Origin of the sequence: Calidifontibacter indicus, assembly GCF_003386865.1 — a bacterium.
GTDB classification, from domain to species: Bacteria; Actinomycetota; Actinomycetes; order Actinomycetales; family Dermatophilaceae; genus Yimella; species Yimella indica.
In genome coordinates this window covers 2487883-2503716 of the sequence record NZ_QTUA01000001.1, presented here as the reverse complement: position 1 = coordinate 2503716, position 15834 = coordinate 2487883, and the positions used below count along the sequence as shown (strand labels likewise).

12 protein-coding genes and 3 tRNA genes are annotated in these 15834 nt (G+C 68.4%); 10 read left to right on the top strand and 5 right to left on the bottom strand.

Translation table 11 applies throughout. The annotated features are described in order from the left end of the window. The first annotated feature begins 7 nt into the window (after positions 1 to 7). Both hemG and hemQ read left to right on the top strand, forming a co-directional pair. Complete coding sequence (gene hemG, locus DFJ65_RS11960; protein WP_245950205.1) at positions 8 to 1420, top strand: protoporphyrinogen oxidase; 1413 nt, start codon at positions 8 to 10, stop codon at positions 1418 to 1420. Further along, entirely contained in the window at positions 1420 to 2139 is a 720-nt protein-coding gene (gene hemQ, locus DFJ65_RS11955) for a hydrogen peroxide-dependent heme synthase (protein ID WP_115923204.1), read from the top strand. Before hemG ends, hemQ begins: the two co-directional genes overlap by 1 nt. Positions 2140 to 2235: 96 nt before the next feature. On the opposite strand, the gene msrB is transcribed toward hemQ, so the two are convergent. Beyond that, complete coding sequence (msrB, locus tag DFJ65_RS11950; protein WP_115923203.1) at positions 2236 to 2637, bottom strand: peptide-methionine (R)-S-oxide reductase MsrB; 402 nt, start codon at positions 2635 to 2637, stop codon at positions 2236 to 2238. An 89-nt stretch (positions 2638 to 2726) separates the two neighbouring features. Beyond that, positions 2727 to 5135 carry a lamin tail domain-containing protein gene (locus tag DFJ65_RS11945; RefSeq protein WP_115923202.1) on the bottom strand — a complete coding sequence of 803 codons (2409 nt, stop codon included), beginning with the start codon at positions 5133 to 5135 and terminating at the stop codon, positions 2727 to 2729. Between the two features lie 253 nt (positions 5136 to 5388). Here DFJ65_RS11945 and ligD point away from each other — a divergent pair, with 253 nt between their 5' ends. After that, the gene (ligD, locus tag DFJ65_RS11940) at positions 5389 to 6447 is read left to right on the top strand and encodes a non-homologous end-joining DNA ligase (protein WP_115923201.1); all 1059 of its coding nucleotides are present in this window, start codon (positions 5389 to 5391) and stop codon (positions 6445 to 6447) included. Positions 6448 to 6569: 122 nt separating this feature from the next. Here the strand turns inward: ligD and DFJ65_RS11935 are convergent, their stop codons facing one another. After that, the gene (locus DFJ65_RS11935) at positions 6570 to 7628 is read right to left on the bottom strand and encodes an ATP-dependent DNA ligase (RefSeq protein WP_115924278.1); all 1059 of its coding nucleotides are present in this window, start codon (positions 7626 to 7628) and stop codon (positions 6570 to 6572) included. A 79-nt stretch (positions 7629 to 7707) separates the two neighbouring features. On the opposite strand from DFJ65_RS11935, the gene DFJ65_RS11930 reads away from it, so the two are divergent. Next, positions 7708 to 8898, top strand: a complete 1191-nt coding sequence (locus DFJ65_RS11930) for an alpha/beta hydrolase family protein (RefSeq protein ID WP_115923200.1) — start codon at positions 7708 to 7710, stop codon at positions 8896 to 8898. A 20-nt stretch (positions 8899 to 8918) separates the two neighbouring features. Here DFJ65_RS11930 and DFJ65_RS11925 read toward each other — a convergent pair whose 3' ends face one another. Continuing rightward, positions 8919 to 9575: a dihydrofolate reductase family protein gene (locus DFJ65_RS11925; protein ID WP_170144079.1), complete on the bottom strand. Its 657-nt coding sequence runs from the start codon at positions 9573 to 9575 to the stop codon at positions 8919 to 8921. Between the two features lie 30 nt (positions 9576 to 9605). Here DFJ65_RS11925 and DFJ65_RS11920 point away from each other — a divergent pair, with 30 nt between their 5' ends. Beyond that, complete coding sequence (locus tag DFJ65_RS11920; RefSeq protein WP_115923198.1) at positions 9606 to 10496, top strand: polyphosphate kinase 2 family protein; 891 nt, start codon at positions 9606 to 9608, stop codon at positions 10494 to 10496. A gap of 21 nt (positions 10497 to 10517) precedes the next feature. Here the strand turns inward: DFJ65_RS11920 and glgX are convergent, their stop codons facing one another. Next, positions 10518 to 12668, bottom strand: coding sequence for a glycogen debranching protein GlgX (glgX, locus tag DFJ65_RS11915; protein ID WP_115923197.1), 2151 nt, complete (start codon positions 12666 to 12668; stop codon positions 10518 to 10520). Positions 12669 to 12756: 88 nt separating this feature from the next. Here glgX and DFJ65_RS11910 point away from each other — a divergent pair, with 88 nt between their 5' ends. The 5 genes from DFJ65_RS11910 to DFJ65_RS11890 all read left to right on the top strand — a co-directional run bounded on the left by DFJ65_RS11910 (position 12757) and on the right by DFJ65_RS11890 (position 15763). Next, positions 12757 to 13965 carry a YihY/virulence factor BrkB family protein gene (locus DFJ65_RS11910; RefSeq protein ID WP_245950203.1) on the top strand — a complete coding sequence of 403 codons (1209 nt, stop codon included), beginning with the start codon at positions 12757 to 12759 and terminating at the stop codon, positions 13963 to 13965. A gap of 42 nt (positions 13966 to 14007) precedes the next feature. Continuing rightward, positions 14008 to 14080, top strand: a tRNA-Gly gene (locus DFJ65_RS11905). Positions 14081 to 14107: 27 nt separating this feature from the next. Then, a tRNA-Cys gene (locus DFJ65_RS11900) sits at positions 14108 to 14178 on the top strand. A gap of 1 nt (position 14179) precedes the next feature. Then, positions 14180 to 14254: transfer RNA gene (locus DFJ65_RS11895), tRNA-Val, on the top strand. Between the two features lie 267 nt (positions 14255 to 14521). After that, positions 14522 to 15763: an NAD(P)/FAD-dependent oxidoreductase gene (locus DFJ65_RS11890; protein ID WP_115923195.1), complete on the top strand. Its 1242-nt coding sequence runs from the start codon at positions 14522 to 14524 to the stop codon at positions 15761 to 15763. Positions 15764 to 15834 lie beyond the last annotated feature (71 nt).

The window sequence follows — 15834 nt, the reverse complement described above, 5'->3', positions numbered from 1 at the left end:
GGCTCTCGTGGTTGATGTAGCCGTCGTCGGAGGCGGAATTGCCGGTCTGAGCGCCGCCTGGGAGTCGGTCGGTTCCGGAGCGAGTGTCACGGTGTTCGAGTCGACCGATCGGGTCGGTGGCAAGCTGCGCACCGAGACCGTTGCCGGCACCGCCGTCGACGTGGGCGCCGAGTCGATGCTCGGCCGTCGCCCCGAGGTGCAGCAACTGCTCGCCGAACTTCGCCTCGAACCCACCCCGCCTGCCCAGGTCGGAGCATCCATCTGGAGTCGCGGGTCGTTGCGCGCGATGCCCAAGGGCACGCTCATGGGGGTGCCTTCGGACGCCGCGGCACTGGCCGGTCTGCTCGAGGCCGACGAGATGGCCCGCGCCACCGACGAACAGCCCATCGAGATCGACAGCGACACCGGTGACATCTCGGTCGGCGACGCCGTCGAGCAGGCGTTCGGCGCGGCCGTCGTCGACCGGCTCGTCGAGCCGCTGCTCGGCGGGGTGTACGCCGGTGATGCCCGCTACCTCTCCCTGCAGGCCTGCGTACCCGCGCTGTACGACGCTGTGCGGCAGGGAAATTCGCTTCGTGAGACCGCCGCGGCCGCGTCACGACAGCCGGCGACCAGCGCGCCCGACCAACCGCCGGTGTTCGCCGGGCTGCCCGGGGGCATCGGGTCACTCCCGGTGCATCTGGCCGACGCGCTGCGCGCCGGGGGCGTCGGCGTGCGCACCGACACGCTCGTGACCGGGGTCGACCGCCGGGAGGAGCCCGACGGTGACACCTGGCGTCTCGTGCTCGGCGACGGCACGACCTTCGACGCCGACGCGGTCGTGTTCGCGACGCCCGCCCCGGCCACCGCCAAGCTGCTGGCCACCATCGCGCCGGCCGCGTGTGACGAACTGCGGGCGATCGAGTACGCCTCGATGGCCGTGGTCACCTACGCCTTCCCGGCAGCCGTGCGAGACCAGCTGGGGGAGCAGTCCGGCTTGCTCGTGCCGCCGGTCGACGACCGGCGGATCAAGGCCTCGACGTTCAGTTCGATCAAGTGGCCGTGGTTGGCGCAGGCCCGCCCCGACCTCGTGTTCGTGCGGGTGTCGGCGGGTCGGTTCCGCGAAACCGAGGCGCTGCGTCGACCCGATGCGGTGCTCGCGGCCGATGGTCTCGCCGAGCTGCGTACGGCGCTCGGTGAATTGCCCGCGCCGGTGGCGGCGCACGTACGGCGCTGGGGCGGTGGCCTCCCGCAGTACGCGATCGGCCACGTCGACCTCGTTGCCCGTCTGCGTCGCGAACTCGCAAGTCTTCCAGCGGTTTCCGTGGCCGGCGCGGCCTACGACGGTGTGGGCATCCCGGCCTGCATCGGGTCGGGCCGCGCCGCAGCACGTACCGTGCTGGACCAGTTGAAGATATCCACCCCCACCGAAGGACGCTGATGACCGACCAGCAGGACACCCACCGCCAGCCCACGGATGCCGAAGCGGAAGCCATCAACGCGAGCATCCGCTACGCGATGTACTCCGTGTTCAAGGCGGAGCGTGCCAAGCCCGAGCACACCAAGAAGGCCGTCAAGGAGGCCGAGAAGTTCTTCGCCGGCCTGGAGAAGTCGGGTGTCACCGTCCGCGGCATCTACGACGTGGGCGGCCTGCGCGCCGACGCCGACCTGCTCATCTGGTGGCACGCCGACACCGTCGAGCAGCTCCAGGAGGCCTACCGCGGCTTCCTCGCCACCCAGTTCGGCCGCAGCTTCGACGGCGTGTGGTCGAACGTCGGCCTGCACCGCGCGGCCGAGTTCAACCGCGGCCACGTGCCGGCGTTCCTGTCGGGTGAGCAGCCGCGCAAGTACGTCTGCGTCTACCCGTTCGTGCGCTCCTACGAGTGGTACCTCCTGCCGGAGGAGGACCGCCGCCGGATGCTGCGCGAGCACGGCGAAGCGGCCCGCGACTTCGCCGACGTGCGCGCCAACACCATCGCCTCGTTCGCCCTCGGCGACTACGAGTGGCTGCTTGCCTTCGAGGCCGACGAACTGCACCGCATCGTCGACCTGATGCGCCAACTGCGCGCCGTCGACGCGCGTAACCACGTGCGCGAGGAGGTGCCGTTCTTCACCGGCCCGCAGACCACCGTCGCCGACCTGGCCGAGCGGCTGCGCTGACGCCGTCCGAGCAGCGAACACGACGAGAGCCCCGGGTGATCCCGGGGCTCTCGTCGTGTGTTGGTGTCACTTGGCGTCTTTGGTAGGGCCGGTCGCTCAGTCCTGCGGCTGCAGCGTCAGCGACACCGAGTTGATGCAGTAGCGCTGATCGGTCGGCGTCGCATAACCCTCGCCCTCGAACACGTGGCCGAGGTGGGAATCGCAACTCGCGCAACGCACTTCGGTGCGCACCATGCCGTGCGAGCGGTCTTCGATCAGTCGCACGTTGTCGTCCTCGGACGGCGCGTAGAACGACGGCCACCCGCAGTGGCTGTGGAACTTGGTCGTCGAGCGGAACAACTCCGCACCGCAGGCGCGGCAGTTGTAGACGCCCTCGGTCTCGGTGTCGGTGTACTCACCGGTGAACGCGCGCTCGGTGCCGCCCTCGCGCAACACCGCGTACTCCATCGGGCTGAGCTGCTCGCGCCACTCCTGGTCTGACTTCGTCACCTTCGTCATGCGCCCATTCTCCTTCTCGTCGGCTCGTCTGGTTCAACGCCGAAGGCCGGGCGGATCATTCCGCCCGGCCTTCGTTGTCGGTGCCCCGATCAGCGGGTCACCTGCACCGGCAGGCGCACGACCTGCGGCTCGTGGTCGGAGTCCTGGTCGCTAAACTCGGAGTTGGTGTGCACGATGTCGTAGGAGTACTTCTTGTTCGCCATCGTCCGCACCAGGTTGGGGCTCAGCAGGATGTGGTCGAGCACCTGGCTGTTGCCCTGGTAGACGTAGGTGTAACGCTCGTTCGCCGGGAGCGTGCGCGGCAGATCGGTCAACGCCGTCGAGCCCGAACCGACGAGGATGTCGGCGGTCTTGCTGAACTCGAAGTCGTTGATGTCACCGAGCACGATCACGTTCGCGTTGGCGTCGGCGGCCAGCAGCTTGTCGACGAAGGTGCGCACCGCGGTCGCCTGGTTGGCGCGCTGGGTCTCCGACGAACGCAGCGGCTGCTGGAAGCGGCCCATCAACGGGTCGTCGCCGCCCTTGGAGGCGAAGTGGTTCGCGATGACGAAGACACTGCGGCCCTTCCAGGTGAACTGGCCGACGAGCGGCTTGCGCGAGCTCGCCCACGCACCGTTCGTCGGATCGATGCGACCCGGCGAGAAGGTCAGCGAGGTGTTGCCGCCTGTGCCCACGACGTCGGTCGCGGTGGTGGCGGTCGCACCCGGCTTGTCGACGAACGACAGGTCGCCAGCGCTGCGGTAGAGGAACACCTGGCGGATGTTGCCGCCCGGCTGACCGCCGTCCGTGCCGTTGGCCGGGTTGACCCACTTGGCCTCGTACGACGGACCACCCGCCGCCTTGATCGCCGCGATCAGCTTGTCGCTGGTGACGGTCGAGTCGGTCACGCCGTCGTTGGTGGCGCCGCTGTTGTCCTGGATCTCCTCCAGCGCCAGGATGTCGGGCGACTTGAGGTTGGTGACGATCTGGCCGGCCAGACGCGCGTACTTGGTGGCCGGGTCGGACGGCGCGAGGTTCTCCACGTTGAACGTCGCCACTGCCAACTCGTTGCCGCTCTGGGCGGTGGTGACCTCACGGGTGAGCCCGCCGGACTTCAGCTGGTTGCCCTGCGTGGCGTAGAGGTTGTAGTTCGCGAACGCGTAGTCGATGATGCCGACGGTCAGCCCCGGGTAGGTGTCGCCGGTCTGGGCGGTCGGGAGCTGGCCCTTGACCAGCGAGTCGTTGAGGATGAGACGCATCGAGTTCGGCGTGTTGTACGAGCCGTACACGACTCCGCCGCGCGGGGAGTTGATCGCGGAGACGTTCTGGCCGGGCACCACCGGGGTCTCACCGTAGGCGGTCGCGGTGGGTCCGACGGCGCGAGCATCCTTGAGCGCCACCCGCATTCCCTCGAGCGACTCGTCGAAGTCGAGCGCGTTCCTGGTCGGGTCGAAGGGGGTGCCCGGCGTCTCGACGTTGCCGGGGTTGCCGTCGAACACGGTCTGCTGCGGGGCGATGCGGTCGACACCGATGACCACCGGCGTCGGCAGCGGCTGACCGCTGGCAACGACCTCGATGGTCGGCGAGTCGAGTTCGGTGGTGGTGAGGTTGGTGGTGCCGCCGCTGCCGCCGGGACGGAACTCGGCAACCTTTCCGGCGAGCTTCACCTTGTCGCTCACGTGCACGGTCGGGGCGGTGCGGGTGAACACGAACAGGCCCTCGCTGGTCGCCGGGTCGTCGTCGGGGGTGGTCGACTGGATCCAGAAACCGGTGCTCTTGGTGGCGGTGACGATGCCCTCGACGTCCTTGACGTCCTTGCCGACCAGCGGCGAGGTGTGCGATGCACCCTGGATCTGAGCGACGGTGGCCGACTGGCCGCCGGGCTCGCCCGGGTCACCCGGGTCGGTCGGCGTGCAGTCCTGCGGACCGGCGGCGGAGTTGCGCGGCGTCGGAGCGCCGACCGTGAAGTCCTTGGCGTTGTTGTCGGTGTCGGTGCACGGCGAGATGCGCGCGACGCTGGTCGCGTTCGTGGTGCCCGCGGCCGGCCCGCCCTCGAAGGTCGCGACGCCGCTGCCCCAACCGACGAGGTCGACGACCTCACCCGCGGGGTTGACGATGGCGACCCGGGCCGCGGTGCCGCTCATCGCGATGGTGCCGATGACGTCGGGGGTCGGCAGCGGGGTGGCGGTGGTGCTGGCACCGTCGGCCTCCTTGACCAGGAAGCTGGTGCCCGGGGCAACCGACCCGGTCAGCGGGGTGCTCTGCGGGGTCGCGCCCGCGGCCGACCAGTACTGCACCTTCCAACCGGTGAGGTCGACGGTGGTGTTGCTGAGGTTGTAGAGCTCGACGAAGTCGCTCTTGTAGGTGGCACCGGAGTTGCCGCCGCCACCGTAGGCCTCGGAGATGACGACCGAGGTCGAGGCGGCCTGGGCGGACGGGGCCATGGCGAGGGCGACGCTGAACGCGATGCTCGCGCCGCTTGCCGCGGCGGCAATGCGGAACAAGGGGGAGGAGGGCATGGGGGCTCCGGGATGCGAGTTGGTGCGAGGTGTTGCGGGGACGTTCGCGAGGTTAGGACCGCCCTGCGACAACGACCGTGCGAATCACGCCGCGCTCGGGTGAACATCCGGCCAAGGTTCGGCAATGAATCAGTCAGGAGTTGGTAAAGCCGCCGCCCACCCGCCGTACACCTCGCCCAGCGGGCCGACCAGGTGCGCGTGCACCCGCGGCGCGCACCTGATCGGCGCTTTGGCGGACCTCTAGGGTGAACTCATGGCAGCAGCGAAGCCGGTGATGCTCACGACCGAGGGCCCGGGCGGGCAGGAACGCGTCGTCAAGGTGTCGAGCCCCGACCGCGTGATCTACCCCGCCGACGGGATCACGAAGGAGGATCTCGCACGCTACCTGATCGCGGTCGGCGAGCCGTTTGTTCGCGCCAACGGCAACAGACCCGTTGCGCTGCAACGCTTTCCGGAAGGCATCGAGGGGGAGCAGTTCTTCTCCAAGAACCCGCCCCGCGGCGTTCCCGACTACGTCCGCACCGTCATGTGCACCTACCCCTCCGGGCGGCGGCACCCACAGTTGGTGCTCGACGAGCCCGCCGCCGCGGTGTGGTGTGCCCAGATGAACACCGTGACCTTCCACCCGTGGCCGGTCACCGCCGACGACAACGACAACCCCGACGAGTTCCGCATCGACCTCGACCCCCAACCCGGGCGTGGGTTCGCCGACGCGGTCGAGGCGGCGCTCGCACTGAAGGAACTGCTCGAGGAGTTGGAGTTCACGCCCCGGGTGAAGACCTCCGGCAACCGGGGCGTGCACGTCTACGCCACGATCGCGCCGACCCACGAGTTCCTCGACGTGCGCCACGGCGTCATCGGGGTCGCGCGCGAACTCGAACGACGCCTGCCCGACCTGGTGACCACCGCGTGGTGGAAGGAAGAGCGCGGCGAGCGGATCTTCGTCGACTTCAACCAGGCCTGCCGCGACCGCACGATCGCCGGCGCCTACTCGCCGCGTCCGTTGCCCGGAGCGCCGGTCTCGATGCCGTTGCGCTGGGCCGACCTGCGCCCTGCCGAACCGGCACAGTTCACCGTGCGCACCGTGCCCGAGCTGGTGGCCGAAGACGGGGACGCCTGGGCCGACCGGGGTGCCCCGGGTGACATCACCCGTGCAATCGCCTTGTGGGACAAGGACGTCCAGCAGCGCGGGCTCGGCGAACTGAACTTCCCGCCCGACTACCCGAAGATGCCCGGCGAGCCGCCGCGGGTGCAGCCGTCCAAGAAGGTGGCCGACCACTGGGACGCGGAAGGCAACCGCGTCGAGAAGTGATGGGTAACGGATGGGTACATGTACCCATTGGCTTGATGCGGCGACCTCGCCATCATCGTCAGGGGGCGATGAGGGGCGCCGGATCCTGTGGGGGAGATGCGGCGCCCTTCATCGTCTGCGGGTCAGCGGGTGAGCACCTCGCCGAGGTCGTACTCGGCGGCCCGGTCGACCTGGTCGAGCAGACATGACTCGGGCTCGCGATCGGGGCGCCAGCGCAGGAAAGTCACACCGTGTCGGAAACGTGACCCCTCGAGCTGGTCGAACTTCACCTCGACGACGCGTTCGGGACGCAGTCGCACGAACGACACGTCCTTGTTGGAGCTGAACCGGGACCGGTCGGTGGCGCCACGCACGGCCTCACCGGAGTCGTCGGTGACCACCAGATCGGCCAGCTCGTCGATGAGTTCGATGCGCCGCTTCGCGGTGAAGGCGAGAATGCCGCCGACATTGCGCAGGTTGCCTTCGTCGTCGTAGAGGCCCAGCAGCAACGACCCGACCCCGTTGCCGCTCTTGTGAATTCGGTAACCCACGAGCACCGCGTCACAGGTGCGGCTGTGTTTGATCTTGAGCATTGCCCGCTTGCCCGGCTGGTAGGTGCCGGCGAGATCCTTGGCGATCACACCGTCGAGGCCGGCGCCCTCGAACTGCTCGAACCAGCGGGCCGCCACCGCGGCGTCGTCGGTGACCCGCGTGACGTGGAACGGGGAACCGGCCGGCAGGTCGGCGAGCGCGTCGACCAGCACCGAGCGACGTTGCTCGAACGGCTGCTCCATCAGCGAGTCGCCGCCAATCCAGAGACAGTCGAAGAACACGATCTCGGCGGGGGTCTCTACCGACAACTTGGTCACGCGCGACTCGGCGGGATGGATGCGTTGGCCGAGGGCCTCGAACGACAGCCGCTCGGCGCCAGGGGTGCCCGACCGCACGATGATCTCGCCGTCGAGCACGCACCGATCCGGCAGGTCGCGCCGGGCGGCCTCGACCAACTCCGGGAAGTAGCGGGTCAGCGGCTTCGACCCGCGCGACTCGAGTTCGACCTCGTCACCGTCCTTGACCAGCACGCACCGGAAGCCGTCCCATTTCGGTTCGTACGACCACGTGCTCTTGTCGTCGGACGTGGGGACCTTCGCGCTCGCCTTGGCGAGCATCGGCGTGATCGGAGTTTCGAAAGGCACCGGCATGACCGCCATTGTTCACCGATCGGGTCGCGGAATCGCCCGGGTGCGACCGGTGGCCTGCCCGAAATGACACGATGGACGGGTGCAACCACGTCAGTTCGTCCGAGCAGCCTCCGTCGTCGGTTCCGTGATCGGCGCCGGTGCGCTGGTAGGCGCCGCCGGCGTGACCGGGGTGGCCGCCTACTTCGCCCGCAAGGTGCTGACCCCGGAGCCGCCGTCCGACGACAGCGTGGTGCGTGCCTACAACGACCTCACGATCACCCTCGATGCGAACGACGAGACGACCTCGCCCGGGCGCTACGGACTGTGGGTCGGTGGCTACGAGACCCACGCCCGCATCGGAGACGTGTTGTCGATCGAGGGGGAGGGCTCGCGCGCCGAGGTCACCCGTGAACTGCTCGGCGTCGACTACGGCGAACTCGCGGTCGGGCCGTGTCGGATCAACGGCAGCTACTTCGTCGGCCCGCCGGCCCACTCGCTCGACGTCGACCTCACCGAGGTCACCTACCGCGGTCCGCTCGGTCACATGCCGGCCTGGCGGGTCGACGTGCCCGACTCCACCCGCTGGGCGGTGCTCGTGCACGGACGCGGCGCGCTGCGTTCGGAGTGTCTGCGCGCGCTGGCGACCCTGCAGGGCTGCGGCATCAACGCGCTGATCATCAACTACCGCAACGATGTCGGCGCACCCGCGGGGTCCGACGGGCTCTACAACCTCGGGCTGACCGAGTGGCAGGACGTCGAGGCCGCGATGCAGTACGTGCTCGACGAGGGAGCCACCGACATTCAGTTGTTCGGTTGGTCGATGGGCGGTGCCACCGTGCTGCAGGCCGTCGATCGTTCGCCGCTGGCGGCGCACGTCAGCCGACTGGTGCTCGACGCGCCGGTGGTGAACTGGCGGCATGTGCTGGCGTTCCAGGCGGGGCTCAACAAGCTGCCACCGGTGGTCAGCCGCATCGGGCAGGACATGATGCGGGGGCCGTTGCACCGCAACGTGATCGGTCTGGCCGAGCCACTGGACATCGCTCGCGCCGACTGGGTGACCCGGGCCGACGAACTCACCAAGCCGATTCTGCTCATCCACTCACTCGACGACGATTTCGTGCCGTTCGCGCCGTCCGCCGATCTGGCTGCGGCTCGCCCCGACCTGGTGCGGTTGGAGCAGTTCGAGGTGGCCCGGCACTGCCGGGAGTGGAACGTCGACAGCGAGCGCTGGGAGAAGGTCGTGCGGGCGTTCTGTGCGCCGGCCGGTGTGCAGCAAGGCGCCGCGCACTAGCAGTACCCGACCCGGGTCGATCAGCGCAGCGACCAGCGAGCCAACAAGGTCGAGTCGTCTTCGACAAGGCCGAGAAGCCGCGCCGGCCGGTCGAATGTCGGCCCGTCGACCATGCGCTGCGCCGAACCGCCGACCAAGCGGGGCGAGGTGGTGTGGCACAACTCGTCGACCAGCTCTGCGTCGAGCGCGAGGCCGGCGACCGTCGGGCCACCCTCGAGCAGCACCCGGCGATAACCCCGCTCACGCAACTGGGCGAAGCAACGTGACACGCCGTCATCGCCGCTGCTGTCGAGGGCGAACACGTCGTCGCGCCCCATCGTGTCCATCCCGTCGGGCAGCTGTGCCTTTCGGCTGAGCACCGCCATCGCCGGGTGCGCCGCGCGGCCCTCACGAAGGTGGACCCACCGCGGGTCGACCACCGGCGCGTCGTAGCCCTCGGCCCTCGCCGTGCCCGACCCGACGACGATGACGTCGGCCCAGGCACGCAGCATCTGGAACACCAGACCGTCGACCTCGTTGTTGATCGACCCCGACCGTTGATCCGACCCCACGACCGAGCCGTCCACTGTCGCAACGAAGTTCACGCGCACGTACCAGTCGTGATCGACGCTCACTCCGTACGCGTCCGGCAGTTGCGAAGGGGTGATCTCGGCCGCGTCGGGCAGCAGCATCCTCATGCGGCCCATTGAATCGTGAGAGCATGCCGCATGGCCAAGAAGAAGTCGAAGAAGTCCGAAAAGGGCCCCGAGAAGTCCGTCGACCTCGCCGCCAAGATCACCGAGAAGCTCCGTGTCACACCGGGATTCGGGCTCGCCTCGTTCGACGCCTCGTCGACCCCGGGGTTCAAGGGTGACAAGGCGGAGGCTGCCGAGGTGCTCGCCGACAGCGACGCCGAGATCGACGACCTGCAGGAGCGCCTCTACGCCAACGGCAAGGACGGCGATGGCCCCTCGGTGCTGCTCGTCGTGCAGGGCATGGACACCTCAGGCAAGGGCGGAATCATGCGCCATGTCGTGGGAAGTGTTGACCCACAAGGCGTTTCGTTGACGTCCTTCAAGTCGCCGACCGCCGAGGAGAAGAAGCATCCGTTCCTGTGGCGCATCCGCAAGGGGCTGCCCGAGCCGGGCATGATCGCGGTCTTCGACCGCTCCCACTACGAGGACGTGCTCATCGTGCGCGTGCACAACCTCGTGCCGGCGAGCACCTGGCAGCGCCGCTACGGACAGATCAACACCTTCGAGCAGTCCGTCACCGACAGCGGCACGAAGATCATCAAGATCATGTTGCACATCGACGCCGACGAGCAGAAGGCGCGACTCAGCGAGCGTCTCGACCGGCCGGACAAGTGGTGGAAGTTCAACCCCGGTGACCTCGACGAGCGCGCCTACTGGGACCACTACCAGGAGGCCTACCAGGTGCTGCTCGACAAGACGTCCACCGACACCGCGCCGTGGTACGTCGTGCCGGCCAACCGCAAATGGTACGCCCGGCTCGCCGTGCAGCAGATCCTGCTGCACCACCTGCGCGGCCTCGACCAGCCCTGGCCTGAGGCGGAGTTCGACGTGGAGGAGCAGAAGGCTCGTCTCGCCGAACTCTGACCTGAGCCCGCCGGTGCCGACTCAGCCGGCGTCGGCGGGTGCCGCGCGCAGCACCGCGATGGAGCGGGCCGGCATCGCCAGTTCATAGCCCCCCGACACCTCGCGGTGCTGTTCGTCGACCTTCGCGTCGGTCTGCGCGGCGGTGTCGAGCACCACCGTCCACTCCGCCTCGGCCACCACGGTCGGCACCGTGAAGACCTTGTCCTCAGGTGCGCCGTTGAACACCAGGAGGAAGTGGTCGTCGACGACGCGTCGACCCTGCGGGTCGGGCGCCTGGATCGCCTCGCCGTTGAAGAACACCGTGACCTCGCGGGCGAGACCGTTGCGCCAGTCGATCTCGGTCATCGCGTTGCCGTCGGGGGTGAACCAACCGATGTCGCCCAGGGTGCTCTCGCCGCCGTGGGCGGCCTCGCCGGAGAAGAAGCGCCGGCGTCGGAACGTCGGGTGCTCCCGACGCAGCGTGATCACCTTCGTCGCGAACTCCACCAACGCCTGCTGTTCGTCGTCGAGTTCCCAATCGATCCAGGACAATTCGTTGTCCTGGCAGTAGACGTTGTTGTTGCCGTGCTGCGTGCGGCCGAGTTCGTCGCCGTGCGCGAGCATCGGCACCCCCTGGCTGAGCAGCAAGGTGGTGAGGAAGTTGCGTTGCTGGCGCGCGCGCAGCGAGCGCACCGCAGGGTCGTCGGTCTCACCCTCGACACCGCAGTTCCACGACCGGTTGTGCGTCTCTCCGTCGTTGCCGCCCTCGCCGTTGGCCTCGTTGTGCTTCTCGTTGTAGCTGACGAGGTCGCGCAGCGTGAAGCCGTCGTGCGCGGTGATGAAGTTGATCGACGCGATCGGACGGCGTCCGGAATGTGCGTAGAGGTCGCTCGACCCGGTGAGCCGGGAGGCGAACTCGGCCAGGGTCGACGGCTCGCCGCGCCAGAAGTCGCGCACCGTGTCGCGGTACTTGCCGTTCCACTCCGTCCACAGCGGCGGGAAGTTGCCGACCTGGTAGCCACCGTCGCCGAGGTCCCACGGCTCGGCGATGAGTTTCACCTGGCTGATGATCGGGTCCTGCTGGATGATGTCGAAGAACGCCGAGAGGCGGTCGACCTCGTGGAATTGGCGCGCGAGGGTCGCGGCCAGGTCGAACCGGAAGCCGTCGACGTGCATCTCGGTCACCCAGTAGCGCAGCGAGTCCATGATCAGCTGCAGCACGTGCGGGCTGCGCATCAGCAAGCTGTTGCCGGTGCCGGTCGTGTCGTAGTAGTGCTCCTCGTCGCCGTCGACCAGCCGGTAGTAGTGCGCGTTGTCGAGTCCACGCAGCGCCAGTGTCGGGCCGAGTTGGTTGCCCTCGGCGGTGTGGTTGTAGACGACATCCAGGATCACCTCGATGTCGGCGGCGTGCAGCGCCTTCACCATGGCCTTGAACTCGGTGACCTGCTGGCCGTCGGAGCCGCTGCTGGCGTAGCCGTTGTGCGGCGCGAGGAAACCGATCGTGTTGTAGCCCCAGTAGTTCGACAGGCCCTTGTCGACGAGGGTGGAGTCCTGCACGAACTGGTGCACCGGTAGCAGTTCGACGGCGGTCACGCCGAGGTTCTTCAGGTGCTCGATGATCGCCGGGTGCGCCACCGCGGCGTACGTGCCGCGGATCTCCTCCGGCACGTCCGGGTGCGTCATCGTGAGGCCCTTGACGTGCATCTCGTAGATGACGCTGTCGTGGTACTCGTGCCGCGGCGGGCGGTCGTGGCCCCAGTCGAAGAACGGGTTGACGACCACCGACACCATCGTGTGCCCGAGCGAGTCGTCGTCGTTGAACGCGGTGGGGTCGTCGAACCGGTAGGAGAACAGCGACTCGTCGCCGTCGATCTGTCCGTCGATCGCCTTGGCGTACGGGTCGAGCAGCAGCTTGGCCGGGTTGCAGCGGTGGCCCTCCTGCGGCTCGTAGGGTCCGTGCACCCGGAAGCCGTACCGCTGACCGGGCTGCACGCCCGGCAGGTACGCGTGCCAGACGTGACCGTCGACCTCGGTGAGTTCGACACGCTCCTCGGTCCACTCACCGTCCTCGGTGGGTGGCTCGAGCAGGCACAGCTCGACCCGCTCTGCGATGGCGGAGAAGACCGCGAAATTGACGCCGGCACCGTCGAAGGTGGCGCCGAGGGGGTAGGGCTGACCCGGCCAGATGTCCATGGCACGCCATTGTGGTGCATGCCGGCGAGTGCTTCGACCACTACCGTGGGGCCATGTTCGTCGCCAGGCCCCGATCGCAGGAGTGCGCTTGAGTCTGCGCAACACGGTTGTCGCGACACTCCGGCAGGTGCCGGGCGGGGTCGCGTTGGCCCGCCTCATCCGCGAAACGGTGCGGTTGTGCATGCAGTACCGGGTCACCGGACTGGCTGCGGAGGCCGGCTTCTTCGCCCTCCTGTCGTTCCCGCCCCTGGTGTTCGGACTGCTCGGTGGTGTCGGTTACCTGGGCCCCTGGCTCGGCGACAACGCTGTGACAAGAGTCACCGAGGCGATCGAGGCCTACGCGTCGCGGTTCCTCACCGAGGAGTCGCTGCGGCAGGTGTTGATGCCGACGATCTCCGATGCGCTGCGCGGTGGACGACCCGATGTCATCTCGGCCGGCTTCGTGCTGTCGCTGTGGTCGGGGTCGCGCGCGCTGAACGTGCTCATCGACACCGTCTCGATCATGTACGGGCAGGGCGGCAAGCGGGGGATCGTGCGCACCAGGCTGATGAGCCTGTCGCTGTACTTCGTGACCTTGCTGTTCGGCGCGATCGTCGTGCCGCTCATCGTCATCGGACCCCAACTGCTCAGCGAATGGCTGCCGGGCCAGTTGCAGGTGTTGATGATCTTCTACTGGCCGCTGGTCGGGGGCCTGACGATCCTCGGTTTCGCGACCCTGTTCTATCTCGCGACGCCGATCAAGACGCCGTGGGTGCGCGACCTGCCGGGCGCGATCCTCACCCTCGCGATCTGGGTGCTGTCGGCGATGGTGTTGCGGTTGATGCTCGGTGCGTCGGTGGGCGGCACGAGCATCTACGGTCCGCTGGCTGCTGCCATCGTGGTGCTCATCTGGTTGTACTTCCTCGGCATCGCGGTGCTGATCGGGGCCGCGCTCAATGCCGCGACGATGAAGCTGTGGCCGGTGCAGGAGTACTCCCCGGCGCACGAGCGCGCCAAGGCCGTCCTCACCGACGGCGTGATCCGCACGAAGGCGATTCTCAACGAGCGCAGCGGGCCGATCCCGATTCGCCGTCCCATCCCGGGGCCCGACGAGGTCGAACAGATCGCTGAGGACGACGGACCAAACGAGGCGTCCGGTGCCCGAGTCTCCGGCGCAGTCGGCGACGGGCCGGACGGTGCGAACGACCGCGCGCCGTCCGAAGATCGGGTCGAGGAACCTGTCGACGAGCGGGCGCGGCGCGCGGACGGGCCTGACACGCCGGGACCCCGGTTGGATTCCGCGGCGTCGATCGGTTAGCCTCGGTCACCGCACCGATCGGCGTCAGCCGAGTGGTTGCAGGCGGACATAGCTCAGTTGGTAGAGCGCAACCTTGCCAAGGTTGAGGTCGCCGGTTCGAGCCCGGTTGTCCGCTCTGGTCGCCCTTCGCGGGGAGATCTCCGGTGGCGTGGCCGAGAGGCGAGGCAACGGCCTGCAAAGCCGTCTACACGGGTTCAAATCCCGTCGCCACCTCGGGCGATTGGCGCAGCGGTAGCGCGCTTCCTTGACACGGAAGAGGTCACTGGTTCAAACCCAGTATCGCCCACCATCTTCGAACCGCCCCTGTCCTGCGTCGCCGCATGGTCGGGTGCGGTTTCGCATGGGTCGCGTCGTACTCCGGGCGTCTCGACCGAGCCGGCGTGAGGAAATTGGATGAGCGCCCCCGAGGTGGCGTCCGGCTCGGCCACCTGAGCGGTCTCCGGTCACCCGTCGGGAATCACCCCGGGGGACGTTGAATGTGTCGGCGTGGGGGACAAGACTTGCGGATGCAGTGGTCGGCACACGGCGCGACCCTCGCCCTTGGAGGTTCATCAGCATGAGCACACCGCAGCGCATCGTCGTCGTCGGCGGAGGTCTGGCGGGAGCCAAGACCGTCGAGGAACTTCGGACGCAGGGTTACGCGGGCGAGCTCACCCTGGTGCATCGGGAGGCGCATCTTCCCTACGAGCGGCCGCCGCTGTCGAAGGACTACCTGCAGGGCAAGGCGCAGTTCGACGACGCACTCGTGCACCCGCAGTCCTGGTACGACGAGCACGACGTGCACCTCGTCGAAGGCGTCGCCACCGCGATCGACCTCGACGCACACGAGGTGCAGGTGGAGGGCGGGGCGACGCTGGGCTACGACCGGCTCGTGCTGGCAACCGGCTCCACGCCGCGTCGACTCCCGATCGACGGTGCCGACGCCGAGGGTGTGCTGACGCTGCGCACCAAGGAGGACTCCGACGCGATCCGCGCGACCTTCGGCTCGGACAAGCGGTTGGTGATCGTCGGCGGCGGCTGGATCGGCCTCGAGGTCGCTGCCGCGGCCCGCGCGAAGGGCACCGCCGTGACCGTGCTCGAAGCGGGGGAGCTGCCCCTGCTCGCGGTGCTCGGACCGGAGATCGCGCAGGTGTTCGCCGACCTGCACACCGAGCAGGGTGTCGACCTGCGCACCGGCGCCCAGGTCGCCGCGATCGAGGTGGAGGACGGCCGGGCGACCGGGGTGCGGATGGGCGACGGTTCGGTGATTGCGGCCGACGCCGTGTTGCTCGGCGTGGGTGCGGCACCCAATGTCGACCTGGCGCAGAGTGCCGGGCTCGACGTCGACAACGGGGTGCTCGTCGACGCGTCCCTGCGCAGTTCCAACCCCGACGTCTACGTGGTCGGCGACATCGCCAACCACGACCACCCGGTGCTCGGTCGACGGCTGCGGGTGGAGCACTGGGCCACGGCTCTGAACCAGCCGAGCGCGGTGGCGGCGTCGCTGGTCGGTGGCGACAAGCCCTACACCGAACTGCCGTACTTCTACACCGATCAGTACGACCTCGGCATGGAGTACATCGGCAACGCCGGCAAGGACGCCTACGACCGGGTGGTGGTGCGCGGCGATCTCGACAGCCGCGAATTCGTGTCGTTCTGGCTCGATGACCAGTCGCGCATCCTGGCTGCGATGAACGTCAATGTCTGGGACGTCGTCGACCAGATCAAGCCGCTCATCGCCGACAGCACCGTCGTCGATGCCGACAAGCTGGCCGACCCGTCCGTCGACTACCCGCAGGTCGCCCGCACGGACGACTGATTGCGCCGTCGCCCCCGGGCGGTGAGCCGTTTTGGAGCAGAGGCGAACTGTCGGGTATTGTCTTCTCGTTG

Bases quoted from the DNA above. Each gene is read 5' to 3' on its own strand.
- msrB (WP_115923203.1), bottom strand. From the start codon at position 2,637: ATGACGAAGGTGACGAAGTCAGACCAGGAGTGGCGCGAGCAGCTCAGC.
- DFJ65_RS11925 (WP_170144079.1), bottom strand. From the start codon at position 9,575: ATGAGGATGCTGCTGCCCGACGCGGCCGAGATCACCCCTTCGCAACTG.
- DFJ65_RS11945 (WP_115923202.1), bottom strand. From the start codon at position 5,135: ATGCCCTCCTCCCCCTTGTTCCGCATTGCCGCCGCGGCAAGCGGCGCG.
- DFJ65_RS11920 (WP_115923198.1), top strand. From the start codon at position 9,606: ATGGCCAAGAAGAAGTCGAAGAAGTCCGAAAAGGGCCCCGAGAAGTCC.
- DFJ65_RS11935 (WP_115924278.1), bottom strand. From the start codon at position 7,628: ATGCCGGTGCCTTTCGAAACTCCGATCACGCCGATGCTCGCCAAGGCG.
- ligD (WP_115923201.1), top strand. From the start codon at position 5,389: ATGGCAGCAGCGAAGCCGGTGATGCTCACGACCGAGGGCCCGGGCGGG.
- DFJ65_RS11890 (WP_115923195.1), top strand. From the start codon at position 14,522: ATGAGCACACCGCAGCGCATCGTCGTCGTCGGCGGAGGTCTGGCGGGA.
- hemQ (WP_115923204.1), top strand. From the start codon at position 1,420: ATGACCGACCAGCAGGACACCCACCGCCAGCCCACGGATGCCGAAGCG.
- glgX (WP_115923197.1), bottom strand. From the start codon at position 12,668: ATGGACATCTGGCCGGGTCAGCCCTACCCCCTCGGCGCCACCTTCGAC.